General features: G+C 72.3%; 19 protein-coding genes and 1 pseudogene. 16 read left to right on the top strand and 4 right to left on the bottom strand.

Annotated elements, in window-relative coordinates; all coding sequences use genetic code 11:
• Positions 1 to 116: 116 nt before the first annotated feature.
• From ACZ418_RS05340 to tsaE, 4 genes are all read left to right on the top strand, one after another.
• Positions 117 to 1,037 carry a L,D-transpeptidase family protein gene (locus tag ACZ418_RS05340; protein WP_468357220.1) on the top strand — a complete coding sequence of 307 codons (921 nt, stop codon included), beginning with the start codon at positions 117 to 119 and terminating at the stop codon, positions 1,035 to 1,037.
• A 61-nt stretch (positions 1,038 to 1,098) separates the two neighbouring features.
• Positions 1,099 to 2,262: an alanine racemase gene (gene alr / locus ACZ418_RS05345; RefSeq protein WP_468357223.1), complete on the top strand. Its 1,164-nt coding sequence runs from the start codon at positions 1,099 to 1,101 to the stop codon at positions 2,260 to 2,262.
• A 206-nt stretch (positions 2,263 to 2,468) separates the two neighbouring features.
• Positions 2,469 to 3,728: an alpha/beta fold hydrolase gene (locus ACZ418_RS05350; RefSeq protein WP_468358855.1), complete on the top strand. Its 1,260-nt coding sequence runs from the start codon at positions 2,469 to 2,471 to the stop codon at positions 3,726 to 3,728.
• A complete protein-coding gene (tsaE, locus tag ACZ418_RS05355) occupies positions 3,694 to 4,239 on the top strand; it encodes a tRNA (adenosine(37)-N6)-threonylcarbamoyltransferase complex ATPase subunit type 1 TsaE (RefSeq protein WP_468357226.1) in 546 nt (181 codons plus the stop codon). Before ACZ418_RS05350 ends, tsaE begins: the two co-directional genes overlap by 35 nt.
• A gap of 357 nt (positions 4,240 to 4,596) precedes the next feature.
• Here tsaE and ACZ418_RS05360 read toward each other — a convergent pair whose 3' ends face one another.
• The gene (locus ACZ418_RS05360; RefSeq protein ID WP_468357229.1) at positions 4,597 to 5,145 is read right to left on the bottom strand and encodes a hypothetical protein; all 549 of its coding nucleotides are present in this window, start codon (positions 5,143 to 5,145) and stop codon (positions 4,597 to 4,599) included.
• Between the two features lie 126 nt (positions 5,146 to 5,271).
• Between ACZ418_RS05360 and tsaB the strand changes: the two genes are divergently transcribed.
• The 4 genes from tsaB to ACZ418_RS05380 are packed head-to-tail and all read left to right on the top strand — an operon-like array spanning position 5,272 to position 7,775.
• The gene (gene tsaB / locus ACZ418_RS05365; RefSeq protein ID WP_468357232.1) at positions 5,272 to 5,928 is read left to right on the top strand and encodes a tRNA (adenosine(37)-N6)-threonylcarbamoyltransferase complex dimerization subunit type 1 TsaB; all 657 of its coding nucleotides are present in this window, start codon (positions 5,272 to 5,274) and stop codon (positions 5,926 to 5,928) included.
• Positions 5,929 to 5,945: 17 nt separating this feature from the next.
• On the top strand, positions 5,946 to 6,431 hold the full coding sequence (gene rimI, locus ACZ418_RS05370) for a ribosomal protein S18-alanine N-acetyltransferase (protein WP_468358858.1): 486 nt from the start codon (positions 5,946 to 5,948) through the stop codon (positions 6,429 to 6,431).
• The gene (gene tsaD, locus ACZ418_RS05375) at positions 6,424 to 7,521 is read left to right on the top strand and encodes a tRNA (adenosine(37)-N6)-threonylcarbamoyltransferase complex transferase subunit TsaD (RefSeq protein ID WP_468357235.1); all 1,098 of its coding nucleotides are present in this window, start codon (positions 6,424 to 6,426) and stop codon (positions 7,519 to 7,521) included. The genes rimI and tsaD overlap by 8 nt, the downstream gene beginning before the upstream one ends.
• Positions 7,518 to 7,775 carry a hypothetical protein gene (locus tag ACZ418_RS05380; protein ID WP_468357238.1) on the top strand — a complete coding sequence of 86 codons (258 nt, stop codon included), beginning with the start codon at positions 7,518 to 7,520 and terminating at the stop codon, positions 7,773 to 7,775. Before tsaD ends, ACZ418_RS05380 begins: the two co-directional genes overlap by 4 nt.
• Before the next feature lie 186 nt (positions 7,776 to 7,961).
• Here ACZ418_RS05380 and ACZ418_RS05385 read toward each other — a convergent pair whose 3' ends face one another.
• Both ACZ418_RS05385 and ACZ418_RS05390 read right to left on the bottom strand, forming a co-directional pair.
• Complete coding sequence (locus ACZ418_RS05385) at positions 7,962 to 8,810, bottom strand: COG4705 family protein (RefSeq protein WP_468357241.1); 849 nt, start codon at positions 8,808 to 8,810, stop codon at positions 7,962 to 7,964.
• Positions 8,811 to 8,988: 178 nt separating this feature from the next.
• Positions 8,989 to 11,298, bottom strand: a complete 2,310-nt coding sequence (locus ACZ418_RS05390; RefSeq protein WP_468357243.1) for a beta-xylosidase/alpha-l-arabinosidase — start codon at positions 11,296 to 11,298, stop codon at positions 8,989 to 8,991.
• Positions 11,299 to 11,428: 130 nt separating this feature from the next.
• On the opposite strand from ACZ418_RS05390, the gene ACZ418_RS05395 reads away from it, so the two are divergent.
• The 6 genes and pseudogenes from ACZ418_RS05395 (at position 11,429) to ACZ418_RS05420 (ending at position 17,777) form a co-directional block, all read left to right on the top strand.
• Entirely contained in the window at positions 11,429 to 12,460 is a 1,032-nt protein-coding gene (locus tag ACZ418_RS05395; protein WP_468357246.1) for a LacI family DNA-binding transcriptional regulator, read from the top strand.
• A gap of 121 nt (positions 12,461 to 12,581) precedes the next feature.
• A pseudogene (locus ACZ418_RS05400) lies at positions 12,582 to 12,758 on the top strand (cellulose binding domain-containing protein); the annotation flags it as partial.
• Between the two features lie 76 nt (positions 12,759 to 12,834).
• The gene (locus ACZ418_RS05405) at positions 12,835 to 13,875 is read left to right on the top strand and encodes an LCP family protein (protein WP_468358861.1); all 1,041 of its coding nucleotides are present in this window, start codon (positions 12,835 to 12,837) and stop codon (positions 13,873 to 13,875) included.
• Between the two features lie 135 nt (positions 13,876 to 14,010).
• A complete protein-coding gene (locus tag ACZ418_RS05410) occupies positions 14,011 to 14,367 on the top strand; it encodes a YciI family protein (protein ID WP_468357250.1) in 357 nt (118 codons plus the stop codon).
• Between the two features lie 42 nt (positions 14,368 to 14,409).
• Positions 14,410 to 15,687: an RNA polymerase sigma factor gene (locus ACZ418_RS05415; protein WP_468357253.1), complete on the top strand. Its 1,278-nt coding sequence runs from the start codon at positions 14,410 to 14,412 to the stop codon at positions 15,685 to 15,687.
• A gap of 89 nt (positions 15,688 to 15,776) precedes the next feature.
• Positions 15,777 to 17,777: a cell wall-binding repeat-containing protein gene (locus ACZ418_RS05420; protein WP_468357256.1), complete on the top strand. Its 2,001-nt coding sequence runs from the start codon at positions 15,777 to 15,779 to the stop codon at positions 17,775 to 17,777.
• Here the strand turns inward: ACZ418_RS05420 and ACZ418_RS05425 are convergent.
• Positions 17,761 to 18,948: a THUMP-like domain-containing protein gene (locus tag ACZ418_RS05425; RefSeq protein WP_468357259.1), complete on the bottom strand. Its 1,188-nt coding sequence runs from the start codon at positions 18,946 to 18,948 to the stop codon at positions 17,761 to 17,763. The two genes, ACZ418_RS05420 and ACZ418_RS05425, sit on opposite strands and share 17 nt — an antisense overlap.
• A gap of 90 nt (positions 18,949 to 19,038) precedes the next feature.
• Between ACZ418_RS05425 and ACZ418_RS05430 the strand changes: the two genes are divergently transcribed.
• Together ACZ418_RS05430 and ACZ418_RS05435 are read left to right on the top strand one after the other, a co-directional pair.
• Positions 19,039 to 19,986 (top strand): polysaccharide deacetylase family protein, encoded by a 948-nt coding sequence (locus ACZ418_RS05430; RefSeq protein ID WP_468357262.1) that lies wholly within the window; start codon positions 19,039 to 19,041, stop codon positions 19,984 to 19,986.
• Positions 19,983 to 20,843, top strand: coding sequence for a polysaccharide deacetylase family protein (locus ACZ418_RS05435; RefSeq protein WP_468357265.1), 861 nt, complete (start codon positions 19,983 to 19,985; stop codon positions 20,841 to 20,843). The genes ACZ418_RS05430 and ACZ418_RS05435 overlap by 4 nt, the downstream gene beginning before the upstream one ends.
• The last annotated feature ends 79 nt before the right edge of the window (positions 20,844 to 20,922 follow it).

The raw sequence follows: 20,922 nt of genomic DNA on the forward strand, positions 1-20,922 counted from the left end.
ACAAGCCCCCGCACACCCGCACCCGGCCGACGACCGCCGTATCCAGGTCCACCCCCCCGGGTGACCCTCCCGCGCGGCACCCCCGATCCGGCGGAGCCCCACGCTTGGCTGATCGCATGATCAGCAGACGAATCGCGCCCCGAGGTGTCGCGGTGCTGCTCGCCACCGCGACGGCCCTGTCGGCGGCCGGCACCGCCGTGGCATACCCAGCCGCCGGCGCCCCCACGGCCGGCCGCGCGGCCGGCGCCCCCGTGCCCCCCGCTCCCGAACTCGTCCCCGGTGTCGCGCCCCGGCCCGGGCAGCCCTGGCAGATCGACACGCCCGACCAGGCGTTGCCGCCGAGGGTGTACACGCCCACCGCCCAAGAGGACGCCGTGGAACCCAAGGCCGCGGCGCCGGGGACGTACGACCTCATCGAGTACGTGCCGCTCGCCGACGCCGTCACCAGGGTGACCTGCAGCAAGCAGCCCGGGCCCTATCAGCGGCAGGTCGAGCGGTGGCTGAAGCTGACGGTCGACGGGAAGCAGTCGTCCGCCGACTGCAGGGCCATCCGGGCGTTCCAGGTCAAGTACAAGATCAAGCCCGCCATCGGATTCGCCGGCCCCGTCACCTGGTCGACCATGATGCTCGTCTCGGCGAGGAAGAACCCGAACGCCGCCAAGAAGTGCCCCGTCCGGTCGTACAAGGTCGCCTGCGTCGATCTGGACCGTCAGCTCACCTGGGTGCAGAAGGGCTCCAAGGTGGTGTTCGGCCCGGTGCCCATGCGGAGCGGACGCAAGGGGCATGTCACCCGCACGGGCTGGCACAGCATCTACTGGCGGCACAAGAACCACTGGTCGACCCTCTACAACCAGCCCATGCCGTACGCCCAGTTCTTCGACGGCGGCGAGGCGTTCCACGCCGTCTACGGCAGCATCTACACCACCGTCGGCTCCTACGGCTGCGTCAATCTGAAGCTCGGCGACGCGCGTACCCTGTGGGGCCTGCTGAAGAAGGGTGACCGCGTCTACGTGTGGGGGCGGCGGCCGGGTACCTGAGACCCGGGTAGTCGAGACTGCGGCCGGGGCCCGAACGGCCCTCTGAGAGACTGGGGGCGCGATGAGTGAGACTGCGACTGTGCCGACCGCCCCCCTGCGCGCCCGCGCCGAGATCGATCTGGGCGCCCTGCGGGCCAATGTGCGTGCTCTGCGTGCCCGGACGCCGAACGCGGCCCTGATGGCCGTCGTCAAGTCCGACGCCTACGGCCACGGGGCGCTGCCGTGCGCCCGCGAGGCCCTCGCGGCGGGCGCGACCTGGCTCGGCACGGCCACGCCCGAGGAGGCCCTCGCGCTGCGCGCCGCCGGACTGCCGGGCCGCATCCTGTGCTGGCTGTGGGTGCCGGGCGGCCCCTGGCGGCAGGCGGTCGAGGCCGACATCGACGTGTCGGTGAGCGGCATGTGGGCGCTGCGGGAGGCCGTCGCGGCCGCCCGCGAGGCCGGGCGCACCGCGCGCGTGCAACTCAAGGCCGACACCGGGCTCGGCCGCAACGGCTGCCAGCCGGGGGACGACTGGGCCGAGCTGGTCCGTGCGGCCCTGCGCGCCGAAGCCGACGGGCTCGTCCGGGTCACCGGGCTGTGGTCCCACTTCGCCTGCGCCGACGAGCCCGGCCATCCCTCCATCGCCGCCCAGCTCGCCCGCTTCCGGGAGATGCTGGCGTACGCCGAGGAGCAGGGTGTGCGCCCCGAGGTGCGGCACATCGCCAACTCCCCGGCCACGCTCACCCTCCCCGAGACCCACTTCGACCTCGTCCGCCCCGGCATCGCCATGTACGGCATCTCGCCCAGCCCGGAGATCGGCACCCCGGCCGACTTCGGGCTGCGCCCGGTGATGACGCTCAGCGCCTCGCTGGCGCTGGTCAAGCGCGTGCCGGGTGGGCACGGGGTCAGTTACGGTCACCATTACGTCACCCCCGGTGAGACCACCCTCGGCCTCATCCCGATCGGCTACGGCGACGGCGTCCCCCGGCATGCCTCCGGCACCGGTCCGGTGCTGGTCGACGGCAAGTGGCGCACGGCCGCCGGCCGGGTGGCCATGGACCAGTTCGTGGTGGACCTCGGCGGCGACGAGCCCCCGGTGGGCAGCGAGGCCGTGCTGTTCGGACCCGGCGACCGAGGCGAGCCGACCGCCGAGGACTGGGCGCAGGCCTGCGGCACGATCGCGTACGAGATCGTCACGCGGATCGGAACCCGGGTTCCGCGCGTCTATGTAAATGCCTCCGAATAAATGCCTCTGTGCAGAGCCTCTGTGTCAACGCGCCGTGCCACACGGTCATGTGACCGTGTACATGTGAACGGGAAGGACTCGGATATCCCGTTCGGGAGACGCGACCTGGATCACGTGTAACACCGGTCATACCTGTTACGGCGGCAGCACAGGCACCATCGGTCGCACCCATGAGCGAACTGCAGTACGGCGAAGAGGAGCGGTACGTGAGCGAGAGCAGTGCGGAGGCCGTGGCGGACGTCGTCGCCTCGGCGGCCGCCGCCTCCGCCGCGGGGGCGGCCGGGAGCTGGCGCAGGGCGACCGGCATCGCCGGTGCCGCGATAGGTGTGCTCGCCGCGGGCGCGGCGGCCGGCGTCGCCATCGAGCGGATGACGGTGGGCCGCGGGGTGCGCAGGAAGGCCCGGCTGGCGCTGGACTCCGCGGGCCCCTACGGCACCCTGCGCGGCATCCCGGGCAAGGCGATCGCGGACGACGGCACCGAGCTGTACTACGAGATCGACGAGGCCGAGCCCGACCCGGGTCCGCACGTCTCCCCGCGCCGGCGCCGGCTGTTCGGCCGTAAGGCCCCCGCCCCGGTCACCGTGGTCTTCTGCCACGGCTACTGCCTCAGCCAGGACTCCTGGCACTTCCAGCGCGCGGCCCTGCGCGGGGTCGTCCGGACCGTGCACTGGGACCAGCGCAGCCACGGCCGCTCCGGGCGGGGCATGGCCCAGACCCGGGACCGGGTGCCGCTCACCATCGACCAGCTCGGCCGCGATCTGAAGGCCGTCCTGGACGCCGCCGTACCGGAGGGCCCGATCGTGCTGGTCGGCCATTCGATGGGCGGGATGACCGTGATGGCGCTCGCCTCCGAGTATCCGGAGCTGATCCGCGAACGGGTCGTCGCCACCGCCTTCGTCGGTACCTCGTCCGGGCGGCTCGGCGAGGTCAACTTCGGGCTGCCGGTCGCCGGCGTCAACGCGGTGCGCCGGATCCTGCCCGGAGTGCTGAAGGCGCTCGGGCAGCAGGCGGAGCTGGTGGAGAAGGGGCGCCGGGCCACCGCCGAGCTGTTCGCCGGGATCATCAAGCGGTACTCGTTCGCGGGGCGGGACGTCGACCCGGCCGTCGAGCGGTTCGCGGAGCGGATGATCGAGTCCACGCCGATCGACGTGGTCGCCGAGTTCTACCCGGCCTTCACCGACCACGACAAGACCGAGGCGCTCGCCTGCTTCCGGGACATGCCGGTGCTGGTCCTGGCCGGGGTCCAGGATCTGGTCACGCCCAGCGAGCACAGCGAGGCCATAGCCGACCTGCTGCCCGACGCCGAACTGGTGCTGGTCCCGGACGCCGGGCACCTGGTGATGCTGGAACACCCGGAAGTGGTCACCGACCGCCTCGCCGACCTGCTCACCCGCGCGGGTGCGGTGCCCGCAGGGGTTACGGTTATGGGCTATGGAAGCACCAGCAGCAGCGCAGGACCCCGCTGAGACCCGGCTGACGATCACCTCGCCCGAGCAGATGCGGGAGCTGGGCCGCAGGCTGGCCAAGCTGCTGCGGGCGGGCGATCTGGTGATGCTGAGCGGCGAGCTGGGCGCGGGCAAGACCACGCTGACCCGCGGGCTGGGCGAGGGACTCGGCGTGCGCGGCGCGGTCACCTCGCCGACCTTCGTGATCGCCCGGGTGCACCCCTCCCTGGGCGACGGCCCGCCGCTCGTCCACGTGGACGCCTACCGGCTCGGCGGCGGCCTGGACGAGATGGAGGACCTGGACCTCGACGTCAGCCTGCCCGACTCGGTGATCGTCGTGGAGTGGGGCGAGGGCAAGGTCGAGGAGCTGACCGAGGACCGGCTCCAGGTCGTCATCCACCGCGCCGTCGGCGCTGCGACATTTCCGGGGGACACCCCCGAACCCCCGGGCACGGACGAGGTACGGCACGTCACCCTGACGGGGCTGGGGGAGCGCTGGGCGGACGCGGGCCTGGAGACACTCACGGCCTGAGCTGCGCCCCGCCGGGATTCCGACAAGCCGTCGGCAACATGTTGCGCAGGACGTCCCGGGCGTGGTCACATGGTATCCAGCCCGTGGTTAGGCGTGCCTAACCACGCGCGCCCGTACGTCAGGAGGCGCCCCGTGACCGAGTCCGGTCCCATCGCCGTGTCCATGCGCGACCTCCTGGCATCATGCGAGGCGGCGAGGGCGGTTTCCTGTCCACCCCGGGCCCCTGAGGAGCGCCCCGAAGGGGCGCGGGACCGTGTCGACCATGCGGCTCCCGGCGGGCGGGCGCGACCAGCCACAACGAACGCGACCAGCCGCAACGAACCCGCAGACGCCGGATGACACAAGGCGGCACGGCGCTCAGCGAATCACCACGACCTTCATGCCGATCGTCGCGAACATCCACATCGCATCCCCGTCGACCCGGGTCTCCCGAATCCCCCCGGTCCGCACATTCGGGCCGGCAGCCGCCCGCGGAGCGACCGCCGCGCTGAATCCGATGGTCAACCCGTCCACGGTGGTGAACCGGACCACGTGCTCGACCGGGACACCGTCCGTGCCGGTGGTCGCGCTCGACCGGGACGTGACCCAGTAGGAGCCCGGCAGCGGGTCGACCGTGCCGGGGTCGACCTTGAAGCTGCGCTCCATCCGGTTCCCGCGGTCGACCAGCCAGACCCGGTCGTCGTCCACCGAGTACACGACCCGTTCACCCGTGCCGGACCCGCCCGGCACCGCGGTCGGGCTGTGCCGGGCGGCCTGGCCGGCGCTCGCCGAGGGGGCGGCGTTCGGGCCGGGCCTGCCGCTCAGGCTCGCCGGCGCGTTCGCCTGGGCCTGGCAGGCGAGGAGGCCGACGGCGCCGAGGGCCGCCGCGGTCAGGCCGGCCACGATCACCGAGCTGGTCCCTGCCACGTGCGCCCCACCTCTGCCCTGCGATACGCCTCGCGCGATATGTCGTACTTCGTACAGACCGTAGCAGCCGGTGACCGTACGCCCAGGACGGCGATGCATGCGGCGCGGGCGCCGTAGGCTGTTCGCGTGCTCTTGCTCGCTCTGGATACCGCAACACCCGCCGTCACCGTCGCGCTGCACGACGGCACGGACGTCGTCGCCTCGTCGAGCCAGGTGGACGCGCGCCGGCACGGAGAGCTGCTGCTGCCGGCCGTGGACCGTGTGCTCGCCGAGACCGGGCTCGGGCTGGACGCCGTCACCGGCATCGTCGTCGGCATCGGCCCCGGCCCCTACACCGGCCTGCGCGTCGGCCTCATGACCGCCGACACCTTCGGTCTGGCGCTCGGCGTCCCCGTCCACGGCGTGTGCACGCTGGACGGCCTCGCCTACGCCGCCGACATGGAGAAGGGCCCCTTCGTCGTGGCGACCGACGCCCGGCGCAAGGAGGTCTACTGGGCGACGTACGCCGACTCGCGGACCCGGCTGACCGAACCGGCCGTGGACCGTCCCGGCGACATCGCCGAGCAGGTCGCCGGGCTCCCGGCGGTCGGCGCGGGCGCGCTGCTCTACCCGGACACGTTCCCGAGCGCCCACGAGCCCGAGCACGTCTCGGCCGCGGCCCTCGCCTCGCTCGCCGTGGAGAAACTGGCCGCCGGTGAGGAGCTGCCGGCACCCCGGCCGCTGTATCTGCGCCGCCCGGACGCCCAGGTTCCCAAGAACTACAAGGTGGTCACCCCGAAGTGACCGTACGACTGCGCGAGATGCGCTGGTGGGACATCGACCCGGTCCTGGAGCTGGAGAAGGACCTGTTCCCCGAGGACGCCTGGTCCCGGGGCATGTTCTGGTCCGAGCTGGCCCACTCCCGGGGCGCCGAGGCGACCCGGCGCTATCTCGTGGCCGAGACCGACGGCCGTATCGTCGGCTACGCCGGGCTGGTCGCCGCCGGTGATCAGGGCGACATCCAGACCATCGCCGTGGCCCGCGACCAGCAGGGCACCGGCCTCGGTGCCCGGCTGCTGACCGAGTTGCTGCGCGCGGCCACCGCCTTCGAGTGTCACGAGGTGATGCTCGAATGCCGGGTCGACAACGTCCGCGCGCAGAAGCTCTACGAGCGCTTCGGCTTCGAGCCGATCGGCTTCCGCCGCGGCTACTACCAGCCGGGCAACGTGGACGCCCTGGTGATGCGCCTGAGCGACCCTTCTTCATCAGTACGTTCACCAGTACAGGAAACCGAGAGCAATGACTGACTCACGCGACGAGCCTCTCGTACTCGGCATCGAGACCTCCTGCGACGAGACCGGCGTCGGCATCGTCCGCGGCACCACCCTGCTGGCGGACGCCGTCGCCTCCAGCGTCGACGAGCACGCCCGCTTCGGCGGTGTCGTCCCCGAGGTGGCGTCCCGGGCGCACCTGGAGGCGATGGTCCCGACGATCGACCGCGCGCTGAAGGAGGCCGGTGTCTCCGCCAGGGACCTCGACGGCATCGCCGTGACCGCGGGGCCCGGCCTCGCGGGCGCCCTGCTCGTCGGCGTCTCGGCGGCCAAGGCGTACGCCTACGCCCTCGGCAAGCCCCTGTACGGCGTCAACCACCTCGCCTCGCACATCTGCGTCGACCAGCTGGAGCACGGCCCGCTGCCCGAGCCGACCATGGCCCTGCTGGTCTCCGGCGGCCACTCCTCGCTGCTGCTGTCGGAGGACATCACCTCCGACGTCCGCCCGATGGGCGCGACCATCGACGACGCGGCCGGCGAGGCCTTCGACAAGATCGCCCGGGTGCTGAACCTGGGCTTCCCGGGCGGCCCGGTCATCGACCGGTACGCGCGCGAGGGCGACCCGGAGGCGATCGCCTTCCCGCGCGGCCTGACCGGCCCGCGCGACCCGGCGTACGACTTCTCCTTCTCCGGTCTGAAGACGGCCGTGGCCCGCTGGATCGAGGCCAGGCGCGCGGTCGGCGAGGAGGTCCCGGTCCGCGATGTGGCCGCCTCCTTCCAGGAGGCCGTCGTCGACGTCCTGACCCGCAAGGCCGTCCGCGCCTGCAAGGACGAGGGCGTCGACCACCTGATGATCGGCGGCGGTGTCGCGGCCAACTCCCGGCTGCGCGCCCTCGCCCAGGAGCGCTGCGAGAAGGCCGGCATCCGGCTGCGGGTGCCCCGCCCCAAGCTGTGCACGGACAACGGTGCGATGGTGGCCGCGCTCGGCGCCGAGATGGTCGCCCGTAACCGGGTCGCCTCCAGCCTGGACCTGTCGGCAGACTCCTCGCTGCCGGTCACGGAGGCGCACGTCCCGGGCAACCACGACCATGTGCACGAGGTCAGCAAGGAGAACCTGTACTCGTGACCGTCGCGCTGATGTGGGAGGCCCGGGCCGTCGCAGGCCGGGGCGAGGAACTGCTGGCCTGGGTGCTTGAACAGCCGCTGGCCCCGGAGCCGTTGCGCCGGGAGACCTTCCGCGCGCCCGAGGACCGGGTGCTGGTCGTCACCTGGTGGGACGCGCCGTACGACGCCGGGATCCCCGAACTGCCGGAGCCCGCGCCCGAGTGGGTGACCCGGCCGGTGCACCGGTGGCGGTTCGAGTCGGTGGCCGAGGCCTGAGTTGCCAAGGTCCCCCCGACCTGCGCTATGATCATCACACAGCGAACGGCCGGAAGAACGGCCCGGACGCAGTGCGTTGGTGGTCCAAGGAAAGACGCCCCGCTTCCTGCGGGGAAATGCAGGTGCAAGGCCTGCCCGGCGCTCCAGACGAACCCCGCCCCGGTACTCCCGGGGCGGGGTTTCGCGTTATCGGCGCCCGGCCTCCTGCGGCTTGACCGCTTCCCCCTCGGGGCCTGCGAACTCCGGGGCGGTGGCCCGCCGTTCCTGCAGATGCGCGTATCCCATCAGGCCGAACAGCACCGCGAGCAGCACCGCAGAGGAACCGGCCGTACCGAGGTCGAGGCCGCCCTTGGCGACCGGCTTGGTCAGCAGGTCGCCGGCCGTGGCACCGAGCGGGCGGGTCAGCACGAACGCGATCCAGAACAGCAGGACGTTCGGCACGGCGGGGACCTTCATCAGGGCGACCAGGACGAGCAGCACGCCGGTCACCAGGGCCGCGCCGCCCAGATAGCCCAGGCCCGAGCTGTCGGACAGGAAGTCGCCCATCGAGGTGCCGAGGGTGTTGGAGACCAGGATCGCCGACCAGAACAGAGCCTCGCCCCGGAAGGTGACGATCTCGGTGATCTGGAAGGTCATCCCGCTCAGCTTCCAGCCGAGGAAGATCAGCAGCAGGATCGAGATCAGGATCGCGGCGCCCTCCGGGTAGCCGAGGCCCAGCCCCTGCGGGCCCCAGCCGAGGCGTGTCGCGCCGTTGGAGAGGTACTTCTCGCTGGCGTCCCGGTTCATGAAGTCGGACATGGTGGTGCCGGCCATGGAGGTCGACAGGATCACGGTCCAGTAGAAGAACGGGTTGTAGCGCGCGGAGCGCAGCTGGACCACCAGCGTCACCACGAAGACCAGGAACAGGGCGATGGTGGTGAGGAAGTAGCCGAGTTTGAGCGTCTGGGCGAACAGGTCGCCGGCGGTCTCGCCCAGGGTCGTCGCCGCGATCTTCATGACCCAGAACGCGAGGGTGACCTCGGGCAGTTTCTTCATGACGGATTTCGTCGTCGAGGACGTCGTCAAGATTGCTCCTGTGAGGGGGTGTCAGGTGATCAACGACCCTGTCAGGGGCAACCTGAAAGCATCCTGAAAGCCCGTGTCAGGGGTCTTGTGGAAGCGCGGTCACTGTGCTTCCGCCGCGACTCAATACGTTCCACCCGGCCCCTGAGGTTCAATCAGTTCCCCGGGACACCACCACATCGCACCGCAGTCGCCGCTCGGGCCCGACCACCCGGACCGGCCCGGTCAGCCGGATCCGGGCCGTGTGCCGTACATCCGTGCTCGACGCGGCCAGCCGCAGCTCCAGCGCGCCCGGCTCCACCACCCGTGCCCCCGTGCGGTCCGTGAACGAGGACAGGTCGGCGTGGAAGCGGAAGGTCAGCCGACGGGACGCGCCAGGCGGCAGCTCCATCCGCCGGTACCCGATCAGGCGTACGTCGGGCCGGGTCACGCTCGCCACCGGGTCGTGCAGATACAGCTGGACCACCTCGGCGCCAAAGCGGCCGCCGGTGTTGCGGACGGTGACGGAGAGGTCGTAGGCGCCGTCCGTCGGGATCTCGGCCTCGGGGGCGTGCACGTCCTCCCAGGCGAACGTCGTGTACGAGCGGCCGTGACCGAAGGGGTACAGCGGGGTCGGGTCCAGGCTGCTGACCTCGCCGGCCAGGCCCAGCGGGGGCTGGAGATAGGTCCAGGGCTGGCCGCCGGGCACGCGCGGCACGCTCACCGGGAGGCGCCCGGAGGGGTTCACCCGGCCGGACAGCACCCCGGCCACCGCAGGCCCTCCCTCCTCGCCGGGGAAGAAGGCCTGGACGACCGCGCCGAGCCGGCCGTGCCAGCGGCCCAGGGCGTACGGCCGCCCGGTCAGCAGGACCAGCACCACCGGGACGCCCGTCGCCACCAGACGGTCCAGCAACTCGGCTTGGACTCCTGGCAGTTGGAGATCGGTCACATCGCAGCCCTCGCCCGAGGTGCCCCGGCCGAACAGGCCCGCCCGGTCGCCGAGCACCGCCACGCACACGTCCGCCTCCGCCGCCCGCGCCACCGCCTCCGCGAAGCCGGCCGTGTCCGGGTCGGAGACCTCGCAGCCTTCGGCGAACGTGACCTTGGCATCCGGGAGTTCGGTGCGCAGGGCGTCCAGGACCGTGGGGATCTCGATGCCGAGCGGCACGTCGGGGTGGTGGGTGAGGACGTGGGCGGGGAAGGAGTAGCAGCCGAGCATGGCGAGCGCGTCCGCCGCGCGCGGGCCGACCACCGCGATCCGGGTGTCGGGGGCCAGCGGCAGCAGTCCGCCGGGGTTGTCCAGCAGCACCACCGACTCCTCGGCCAGCCGCCGGGCCACGGCCCGGTTCTCCGCCGAGTCCAGGTCCACCGGGCCCTGCGGCTCCGGCCGCCAGTCCGGGTCCAGCAGGCCCAGCTCGCACTTCTGCAGCAGCACCCGCCGGGCCGCCCGGTCCACCAGCGACTCCGGGATGCGGCCCTCGCGTACGGCGGTGACGAGCGGGGTGCCGTAGCACTTCAGGGTCGGCAGCTCGACGTCGATGCCCGCGGCCAGCGCCCGGTGCGCCGCCTCCGCCTCGTCCGCCGCGACCCGGTGCAGGGTCTCAAGGAACCCGATGCCGAAGTAGTCGGCGACCACCGTGCCGGTGAACCCCCACTCCTCGCGCAGCAGCTCGGTCAGCAGGCGCCGGTCGGCGGAGGCGGGCACGCCGTCGGTCTCGGTGTAGGCCGCCATCACCGAGCGGGCCCCGCCCTCGCGCAGCGCCATCTCGAAGGGGGGCAGGGTGACGTCCGCGAACTCCCGGACGCCCGCCCGGACCGGCGCCAGGTTCCGGGCGCCCGCCGAGGACGCGTACCCGGCGAAGTGCTTGAGGGTGGCGACGACCCCGGCCGACTCCAGGCCGCGGACATAGGCCGTGCCGATCGTGCCGACCAGGTACGGGTCCTCGCCGATCGTCTCCTCCACCCGGCCCCAGCGGGGGTCGCGGACCACGTCCAGGACGGGGGCGAGGCCCTGGTGGACGCCGCAGGCGCGCAGGTCGCGGCCGATGCGCCGGCCCATCTCCGCCACCAGGTCGGGGTCGAAGGCCGCGCCCCAGGCGAGCGGCACCGGGTACGCCGTCGCACGCCAGGCGGTGAAGCCGGCCAGGCACTCCTCGTGGGCGACGGCCGGGATGCCGAAGCGGCCGGCGGCGGCGATCCGGCGCTGGGCGCGGGCCAGGGCCTGCGCACCGAGCGGCGGGTCCACGGGGGCGGTGCCGAAGGAGCGGGTCAGCTGGCCGAGACCGTGGGCGATCAGCTCGTCCCAGTCGAAGTCGGCGGTCATCTCGCGCTGCAGCGGGGCGACCCCGTCGCCGTCCGCAGCGGCGCCCACCCACACGCCGTACAGCTGGGCGGCCTTCTCCTGAAGGGTCATCCGGGAGAGCAGGTCGCTCACGCGGGCGTCGGCGGGCAGGGCGGGGTCACGCCAAGGAGCGGTGGTCATGGAACTCCCGTCACTCTGACTGTCGCTCACGAATGTTCCCGAATGTTTCGAAGAAGACATCGAATGTTCCGGGAACCTATGGCGCGCGCAGGCCTTCGTCAAGGGGGGCCGCGACGATACGATCGCGGGCATGAAGCCTTCGAAGCCCACAGAAACGCAGACGGCGACCCTCGCCGAGATCGCCCGTGAGGCCGGGGTGTCGGCTCCGACTGTTTCGAAGGTGCTCAACGGCCGCGCCGATGTCGCCCCCGCGACCCGCACCCGGGTCGAGGAACTGCTGCGCGCCTACGGCTACCGGCGCCGCCGCGCCGAGGCGTCCCGCTCCCCGCTGATCGACCTGGTCTTCCACGAGCTGGAGAGCGCCTGGGCGCTGGAGGTGATCCGGGGCGTGGAGAACGTGGCCCGGGACGCCGGGCTGAGCGTCGTGCTGTCCGAGTCGGCCGGCCGGCTCACCCCGGGCCGGACCTGGGCCGACCAGGTGGCCGCGCGCCGTCCGCACGGGGTGGTGCTGGTGCTGTCCGGGCTGGACGAGTCCCAGCGGGCGCTGCTGACCAGCCGTTCCATCCCGTTCGTGGTGATGGACCCGGCCGGTGACCCGGGCCCGGACGTGCCGTCCATCGGCGCCACCAACTGGCAGGGCGGGCTCGCCGCCACGCGCCACCTGGTCGAGTTCGGCCACACCCGGATCGGTGCGATCAGCGGCCCGTCGAGGATGATGTGCAGCCGGGCCCGCCTCGACGGCTACCGCGCCGCCCTGGAGACGGCCGGCCTGCCCGTCGACCCCTCGCTGATCGTGGCCGGCGACTTCCACCACGACGCGGGCTACCGGCTGGGCCTGGAGCTGCTGCGCCGCCCCGACCGGCCGACGGCCGTGTTCGCGGGCAACGACCTGCAGGCGCTCGGCCTGTACGAGGCCGCCCGTGAGCTGGGCCTGCGCATCCCGGAGGACCTCAGTGTGGTCGGCTTCGACGACCTGCCGGTGGCCCGCTGGGTCGGCCCGCCGCTGACGACCGTACGGCAGCCGCTGACCGAGATGGCCGAGGCCGCCGCCCGGCTGGTGCTGGAGCTGGGGCGCGCGCCGGAGGAGCGGGCGGCGACCCGGGTGGAACTGGCGACCAGCCTCGTCGTGCGCAGCAGCACGGCCGCGCCGCCGACCGTGTGACGGCGTTGGCCGGAAGCTGACGTATTGACGGGTGGGTGGGCGCCCCCACACTCCTCCGAAGCCAATCGCTTGCTGGATCGAAACTTTCGGAGTGGCCTAGGTGCAGGGCGTCCCGATCGACGGGGTGGGCCAGCAGATCGCCCAGGCCTGGAACGCCACCTGCGCCCAGTCGGGCGCGACGGTGTCGTGCACCAACGCCTCGTACAACGGGCCGGTGCCGGAGGGCGGTTCGGTGACGCTCGGCTTCAACGCGTCCTGGAGCGACAGCGATCCAGCACCCACGGTGACGCTGGGATGAGAATTTCCGAAGAAAGCCGATTCTCACGGCTTCCGCTAACAGTCCCCTAATAATTCGGACTTACGTTCCTCGCGTGATGCGACACGAGGAGCACGGCGACGCGGGCAGACCGGTGGGCCGGCGGTCAAGGGCGCTGAAGATCGTCGGCCTCACCCTGGCGGGCGCCCTGGTGCTGGGCACGGCCGCGGTGGGCTGGGCCTACTGGCACCTCAACCACAACATCAAAAGCGTCGACATCGACAGCGCGCTCGGCGACGACCGGCCCGCGAAGGCCGTGATCGCCCCCGCGGCCACCGCCTCCCCGCTGCCGACCGGCTCCCTGAACATCCTGGTCCTCGGCTCGGACTCGCGCAGCGGCAAGGCCGACCAGGAGCTCGGCGGCGGCCACAGCTCCGGCGCCCGCTCGGACACGGCGATGGTCGTGCACCTCGACGCGGGCCGTACGAAGGCCACCGTGGTCAGCATCCCGCGCGACACCCTCGTCACCCGCCCGTCCTGCCCGCTCGCCTCCGGCGGCTCGACGGCGGTGGCCCACGGCGCGATGTTCAACAGCGCCTACGCGGTGGGCGGGCCGGTGTGCGCGGTGAAGACCGTCGAGTCGATCACGAACGTCCGCATGGACCACTACATCGAGATCGACTTCTCCGGCTTCGCCAAGCTGGTCGACGCGCTCGGCGGCGTCGACGTGACCACGACACAGAACATCGACGACGACCAGAGCCATCTCCACCTGAAGGCCGGCCCCCACCACCTCGACGGCAAGCAGGCCCTCGCGCTCGCCCGTACCCGGCACGGCATAGGCGACGGCAGCGACCTCGGCCGCATAGGGCTGCAACAGATGCTGGTCAAGGCCCTGTTGGAGCAGATGGCCGGCACGAACCTGCTCACCGACCCGGCCAGGCTGTACCGGGTCGCCGACGCGGTGACCGCGAGCCTCACCACGGACACCGGCCTGGACTCCCTGGGCGAGCTGACGCGGCTCGGCCAGAGCCTGAAGGGCCTCACGGCCGACCACGTCAGGACGGTGATGATGCCGGTGGTCGCCGCCCCCTCCGACCACAACCGGGTGATCGCGAACGAGCCGGCGGCAAGCAGGCTGTGGGCGTCCCTGCGCTGAGCCGGTACGGCCCTGACGACGAGCGGGAAGGTCCCTCGGAAAAATCTTCGGTGAGTGTGTCGATCCGGGTGTCTGCCGTTCGACGCATGGGTGAGCGGCGGGGAGAGGCCCCGCCGCCCGACCGGAGGAGCCACCATGCCCCGCTATCTGTCGCTCGTGCGTATCGACGAGTCCTCCGCCCCCGCCGAGGGCCCCAGCCCCGAACTCATGCAGCGGATGGGCGAGCTGATCGAGGAGGTCACCAAGGCCGGCGTCATGCTCGACACCGCCGGGCTCACCCCGTCCGCCCAGGGCACCCGGGTGCGCTGGGAGGGCGGCAAGATCTCCGTCACCGACGGGCCGTTCACCGAGACCAAGGAGGCCATCGGCGGCTACGCGATCATGCAGTGCAAGGACAAGGCCGAGGCCCTGGAGTGGGCCAAGCGGTTCCTGCAGGTGCACGAGGACTTCTGGACCGTGACCTGTGAGGTGCGGGAGATCGCCGAGGGCTGAGTGCCTGGCGCCGTGTCCTACGGCGGTGTTGCATGGTGGGCTGTGGAACCACAGCCCACCCCGGCACAGCCCGGCACCGCCCATGCCATCGAGACCGTCTTCCGCCTGGAGTCGCCCCGGGTCATCGCCGGTGTCGCCCGGATCGTCCGGGACGTCGGCATCGCCGAGGAACTGGCGCAGGACGCGCTGGTCGCCGCCCTGGAGCAGTGGCCCCGCGACGGCGTGCCCGACAACCCCGGCGCCTGGCTCATGGCGACCGCCCGGCACCGCGCGGTCGATCTGATCCGGCGCCGCGAGACCTACGCCCGCAAGCTCGCCGAGATCGGCCACGACCTCCGGACGACCCCGCCGGCTTACGACGAGCCCGCCGACCCGGACGACATCGACGACGACCTGCTCCGGCTCGTCTTCACCGCCTGCCACCCGGTGCTGTCGCCCGAGGCCCGCATCGCGCTCACCCTGCGCCTGCTCGGCGGCCTGAGCACGGCCGAGATCGCCCGCGCCTACCTCGTGCCGGAGCCGACGATCGCCCAGCGCATCGTGCGCGCCAAGCGCACCCTGGCGAAGAAGAACGTCGCCTTCGAGGTGCCCTACGGCCCCGACCGCGAGGCCCGCCTCGGCTCCGTCCTGGACGTCATCTACCTGATCTTCAACGAGGGGTACGCGGCCACCGCCGGTGACGACCTGCTCCGCCCCGGCCTGTGCGAGGACGCGCTGCGCCTGGCCCGCGTGCTGTCCGCGCTCATGCCCAAGGAGCCGGAGGTGCACGGGCTGACCGCGCTGCTGGAGTTCCAGGCGTCCCGCACGGCCGCCCGTACCGGCCCCGACGGCGCACCCGTCCTCCTCAAGGACCAGAACCGCCGGCGCTGGAACCGCATGCTCATCGCCCGCGGCATCCGCGCCCTGGACCGGGCCGGCGCCACCGCGACCGGCGCCCCGGGCCCGTACGCCCTCCAGGCGGCCATCGCCGCCTGCCACGCGCACGCCTACCACTACGCGGAGACCGACTGGCGGGCCATCGCCACCCTGTACGGCCTGCTGGCCGCCCGCGCCCCGTCCCCGGTCGTCGAGCTGAACCGCGCGGTCGCCGTGTCGATGGCCGACGGCCCGGCCGAGGGCCTGAAACTGGTGGACGCCCTGACCGCCGAACCCGCCCTGCGCGACTACCACCTGCTGCCCAGCGTCCGCGGCGACCTGCTGGCCCGCCTCGGTCGTACGGCGGAGGCCCGGACGGAGTTCGAGCGGGCCGTGTCCCTCACGCGCAACGAACGCGAGCGGCAGCTGTTGCTCGCGAAAGCGCATTCCCTTCCTGATCACTGAGGGTTTACAGTTACGCGGCTGCCACGCAACCTGCGTGTCACCTTCCGCAGGCGGGCAGCATCATCCACTACCTGTGGGGGGTACACCCTTTGTCGTATCTCAGTTCCTCCGCGCGGCGCAGAGTCGTCGCGCTCTCCGTCGCCACGGCGCTGGCCGCCGGCACCGCCGTGGCGCTGGCCCCGGGCGCGTCGGCCGGTGCCTCCGGCTGGACCGCGACCGACGGCATCCTGACCGCCGACATGGACGGCACCGTCTCGCAGCTGTACGAGGACGGCACCGCGCCCGTGGTCCGGGTGAAGAACGCCATGAAGCCCGCCTGGTCGCCCGACGGCAGCCGCATGGCCTACGTCAACCAGTCGACCGGCCGCGTCAACGTCGTCGGCCACGACTTCACCGGGCCGGTGGAGCTGCCGGTCAACACCACCAACTCGATCCTCGCCGACGACCCGACCTTCTGGTGGGGTGGCAGCGAGGTCGTCTTCACGCTCAGCGGGCGGCTGCGGGTCGCCCCGTCCGACGGCAGCCGCACCCAGCAGCACCTGTTCGCCAGCGCGCAGGAGGGCTGCGACAGCCAGCCCAGCGGCGCCCTCGACGGCAAGCTGGCGTTCATCCGCTCGGGCAGCACGTGCAGCGGCGACACCCGCTTCGGCGCCGTGTGGCTGTACGACGGCACGACCGGCGGCCTCAAGCAGCTGGTCACCGGAAAGGCGAACGCCCCGGCCATCTCCCCGGACGGCACCAAGGTCGCCTACACCGTCGGCGGCAAGCTGTACACGGTGAACGTGGCCGACGGCACGGTCACCGCGCTGCTGCCCGACGAGACCGGCACCATCGCCAAGCCCGCCTGGTCGCCCGACGGCACCCGGCTGGCGTACGAGCTGACGACGACCTCGGGCTCGCTGCAGGACCAGGTCCTGGACCTGGCCTCGAACACCACCAAGGTCCTCTACGACTCGCCGACCACCGCCAAGTGGGACCTCGCCTGGCAGCCCCTGCGCAAGAACGCCGTCGGCCGGGTCTGGGGCGCCGATGTCTACGGCACCAACATCGCCGCCTCCCGCTGGACCTGGAACACCCTCGGCCAGAGCGAGCCGGGCCTGATGAACGCCTCCTCCGCCGTCCTGGTCTCCAAGGACAGCCAGGCGTACGCGCTGACCGCGCCCGCCCTCGCGGGCAAGAAGCACGGCCCGGTCCTCATGACCTCCGGCAGCGCGCTGGACTCGTCGGTGCAGACCGAGCTCAAGCGGATCCTCAAGCCGGGTGCGAGCGTCTATCTGATCGGCGGCACGTCGATCCTGAGCAGCACCGTCGCCTCCAAGGTCAGCTCGCTCGGCTTCACCCCGAAGCGGCTGGCGGGCACCTCCCGCTACTCGACGTCGGTCGCGGTCGCCAAGTCGGTCACCAGTACCCCGGACTACGTCTTCATCGCCACCGGCACCGACTACCACTCGGCGCTCGCCGCCGCGTCGGCCGCCGGCGCGGACGGCACGAGCAGCAAGGCGGTCGTCGTGCTCAACGACGGCAACTCGCTGACCTCGTCCGTGAAGTCGTACCTCGACGGTCTGGACCCGCGGAACACCTACATGATCCCGGTCGGTGCCTCGGCGAAGTACGCGCTCACGCACACGTACTTCTCCAACTGGCCGTCGACGTACACCTACTACCCGGTCACGGCGAGCACCAACGAGGGCACCGCCGCCGCCCTCGCCCGCTTCTGGTGGGCCGGCCCGAGCAATGTGGCCCTCGCCTCCACCGACAGCTGGCGCGGTGGCACCACGGCCGCCTCGGCGATGAACGTCTTCGGCCCGCTGCTGTGGACGTCCGTGGACTCGCTGTCCGCCGACACCAAGTCCTACCTGGTCAAGGGCGCCGCGAACATCAACGGCGTGGCGGCCTTCGGCGGCACCGGCTCGGTGTCCACCGCGGCGCTGAACTCCGCGGGCACCGCGGTCAGCGCGAGCAGCAGCCAGTGGACGTACACGCCGTACTACAACGGCCTGGAGCCGGCGACGAGTTCGCCGGCCACCCCGCAGCGGGCGACCACGGTCTCGCCCGACCTCGGCGCGCTGCGCACTACGGCAGCGCAGTAGCCGCGGGCGGTGTCGCGGGGGCCCCGATCAGCATGGTCGGCGCCCCCGCGACCCGGGTGAGGAACACGGTCGCCGCGTTCGGCCCCTGCGGCTTGACCTTCCTGCGCAGTTCCTCCGGCTCTACGGCCGACCCGCGCTTCTTCACGGTCAGCGTGCCGACCTCGCGCTCGCGCAGCAGGGCCTTCAACTTCTTGACGTTGAACGGGAGCTGGTCGGTGATCTCGTAGGCGCAGGCGTACGCCGTGGGGCGCAGTTCGTCGGCGGTGACATAGGCGATGGTGGGGTCGATCAGCCCGCCGTCCAGGTGCTCGGCCACCTCGGCGACCAGATGGGCGCGGATGACGGCGCCGTCGGGCTCGTACAGATAGCGCCCCACCGGCCGGACCGCCGGGTCGGGCAGCCCCTTGCCGAGGAGGGTGCGCGGGCCGGGCAGCAGGGTGGCGCGCACCGCGCCCGGCTCGGTGCCGAACCACACCACCGCCTCCTTGACGTCCCCGCCGTCCGAGATCCACTCGGCCTCGGCATCGGTGGGCACCGCCTCGTGCGGAATGCCGGGCGCCACCTTCAGCGCCGCGCGGGGTGCCGTGCGGGCGGCCTCGATCGCCCAGGAGAGGGGCGGGGAGTAGACCTCCGGGTCGAAGATCCTGCCGCGCCCGCCCCGCCTGGCGGGGTCCACGAACACGGCGTCGTAGCCGCCCGTGTCCACCTCGGTGACGTCCGCCTCGCGGACCTCGATCAGCTCGCCCAGCCCCAGCGCCTCGGCGTTCGCCCGCGCCACGGCGGCGGTCACCGGATCCCGGTCCACGGCGAGCACCCGGATCCCCGCCCGGGCGAACGCGATCGCGTCCCCGCCGATCCCGCAGCACAGGTCGGCGACCGAGGTCACGCCCAGCTTCGTGAACCGCTCGGCCCGGTAGGCGGCGACGCCGGCCCGGGTCGACTGCTCGACCCCGTTCGGCGTGAAGAACATCCGCCCCGCGTCCGCCGCCCCGAACTTCGCCGCCGCCCGCTGCCGCAGCCGGGCCTGGCCGAGCGCGGCCGACACCAGCTCGGCGGGGTGGTCGCGGCGCAGCCGGGTGGCGACGGCGAGTTCGTCGGCCGACGCGGTGTCGCGGACCTCGTCGAGGAGGGCACGGCCTTCGGGGGTGAGGAGAAGAGCGAGGTCGTTCACCGGGTCATTGTGGGCCAGGCGGTGGATCGTGCGCCTCCGGCGGCGGTGTCGGCCCGGGCTCCGGATGCCGGCCTGGAAGGATCCGACACCATGGGAGCCGTCGTACAAAACGATAAGAATCAGGCCTGTCGTGGACGTCTGGTCCTCGGCTGCGCAGCCGCCGCGCTGGCCTGTTCCGCCGTTCTGTCCAGCTGCGCCGGGCCCGAGACGACCCGCTCCCCGTCCAGCCAGGCCGGCCCCGACGCGGCCCGCCCCGCGTCCGGCCGGGGCGGCCCCGCACAGGCCCTGAGCCCCCAGGCCCGCCAGGCGGCCGAACACGCCCGCCTGGTCGCGGCGGCCAGACGCTGGGGGCTGGCGGAGGCCCCGCTGACGCCACCACCGCCACCCGGGACGAAACCGGAGATCACCGCGCGGGCCGGCTTCGAGGTGAGCCACCAGGAGGACTGGGACCTGCCCCCGGTCTTCACCACGATCCCCACCGAGCAGAAGATCGTCTTCCTCACCATCGACGACGGCTCCGAGAAGGACCCCGGATTCCTGCGGATGATGGAGGACCTGAAGATCCCGTACACCGCCTTCCTCAGCGACTACCTGGTCAAGGACGACTACGGCTACTTCCGCAGGATGCAGTCCTACGGGCACACCCTCGACAACCACACCCTGCACCACCCCTATCTGCCAGGTCTGTCCTACGAGGACCAGAAGGCCGAGATCTGCGGCATGCAGGACATCATGGAGAAGCAGTTCGGCAGGCGCCCGACGGTCTTCCGGCCCCCTTACGGCAACTACGACCAGGACACCCTGCGCGCCGCCAAGGCCTGCGGCATCAAGTACGCCCCGATCTGGAACGAGGAGGTCTACGTCGACCACTGGGAGTACCGCGAGGACGACCAGAAGATGCGCCGCGGCGACATCGTCCTCACCCACTTCCGCGGCCGCTCCGACTGGAACGGCACGATGGTCGACGACATGCGCCGCTTCCTGAACAAGGTCACCCGCGAGGGCTACGCCGTGGCTCGCCTGGAGGACTACCTGTGAGGCCGGGGGCGGGGTACCGGAGAGCCGGCTCCCGGCGGCGCCGCCCGGGCCGGTACTCCGTCGCGCTCCTCGCCACGGCCCTGCTCCTCACCGGCTGCGCCCAGTCCGTCGACCCCATCGAACGCCTCGGCAAGAAGGCCGCCGAAGGAGTGCGCCCGCGCGGGCCGGGCCCCGACCAGACCTACCGCCGCTGGGGCCTGACGGAGCCCCTCGCCCGCCCACCGAGGCCCGCCGCCCGCCCCCTCGTCCTCACCCCGCAGGCCGGGGGCGGTGCCCTGCCCGGCGTCGTGGACCACGTCCCCACCCGCGACCGGGTCGTGTTCCTCACCTACGACGACGGCGCCGAGAAGGACCCCCGCTTCGTCGACATGGTCCGCGAACTCCGGCTGCCGGTCAGCATGTTCCTCACCGACAGCATCGCCGGCCCCGCCTACGGCCACTTCGCCCGTCTGCACCGGCTCGGCGCCGGCATCCAGAACCACACCCTCGACCATCGTGCGCTCGCCGGACTGCCGTACGCCGGACAGCGCGCCGAGATCTGCGGCCAGCAGGACCGGCTCAGGGCCCGCCTCGGCCTCACCCCCCGCCTCTTCCGCCCGCCGTACGGCTCGTACGACACCGCCACCCTGCGCGCGGCGGCCGGCTGCGGCATCTCCACGGTCGTCCTCTGGCGCGCCGCGATGACCCCGACCGACCTCGTCTACACCCACGGCGAACACCACCTGCGCCCCGGCGACATCATCCTGGTCGGCCCGGACGAGACGACGGGGCCGAGCCTGCGGGAGCGCACGGCGCGGGTGCTGCGGAGGGTGCAGCAGAGGGGGCTGACGGTGGGACGGTTGGAGGACTACCTGTAGCCCCCAGGACGGCGGCGCGACACCGGCACACCAGTAACCCGGCGCGGACAGGATTCGGCCGACGCGCCGCACGGCATTG

Source organism: Streptomyces sp. NPDC030820 (assembly GCF_055572075.1).

Excerpts from the sequence above, each read along its gene's own strand:
- ACZ418_RS05340 (WP_468357220.1), top strand. The coding sequence starts at position 117 with ATGATCAGCAGACGAATCGCGCCCCGAGGTGTCGCGGTGCTGCTCGCC.
- alr (WP_468357223.1), top strand. The coding sequence starts at position 1,099 with ATGAGTGAGACTGCGACTGTGCCGACCGCCCCCCTGCGCGCCCGCGCC.
- tsaE (WP_468357226.1), top strand. The coding sequence starts at position 3,694 with ATGGAAGCACCAGCAGCAGCGCAGGACCCCGCTGAGACCCGGCTGACG.
- rimI (WP_468358858.1), top strand. The coding sequence starts at position 5,946 with ATGCGCTGGTGGGACATCGACCCGGTCCTGGAGCTGGAGAAGGACCTG.
- tsaD (WP_468357235.1), top strand. The coding sequence starts at position 6,424 with ATGACTGACTCACGCGACGAGCCTCTCGTACTCGGCATCGAGACCTCC.
- ACZ418_RS05385 (WP_468357241.1), bottom strand. The coding sequence starts at position 8,810 with ATGAAGAAACTGCCCGAGGTCACCCTCGCGTTCTGGGTCATGAAGATC.
- ACZ418_RS05390 (WP_468357243.1), bottom strand. The coding sequence starts at position 11,298 with ATGACCACCGCTCCTTGGCGTGACCCCGCCCTGCCCGCCGACGCCCGC.
- ACZ418_RS05395 (WP_468357246.1), top strand. The coding sequence starts at position 11,429 with ATGAAGCCTTCGAAGCCCACAGAAACGCAGACGGCGACCCTCGCCGAG.
- ACZ418_RS05405 (WP_468358861.1), top strand. The coding sequence starts at position 12,835 with ATGCGACACGAGGAGCACGGCGACGCGGGCAGACCGGTGGGCCGGCGG.
- ACZ418_RS05410 (WP_468357250.1), top strand. The coding sequence starts at position 14,011 with ATGCCCCGCTATCTGTCGCTCGTGCGTATCGACGAGTCCTCCGCCCCC.
- ACZ418_RS05430 (WP_468357262.1), top strand. The coding sequence starts at position 19,039 with ATGGGAGCCGTCGTACAAAACGATAAGAATCAGGCCTGTCGTGGACGT.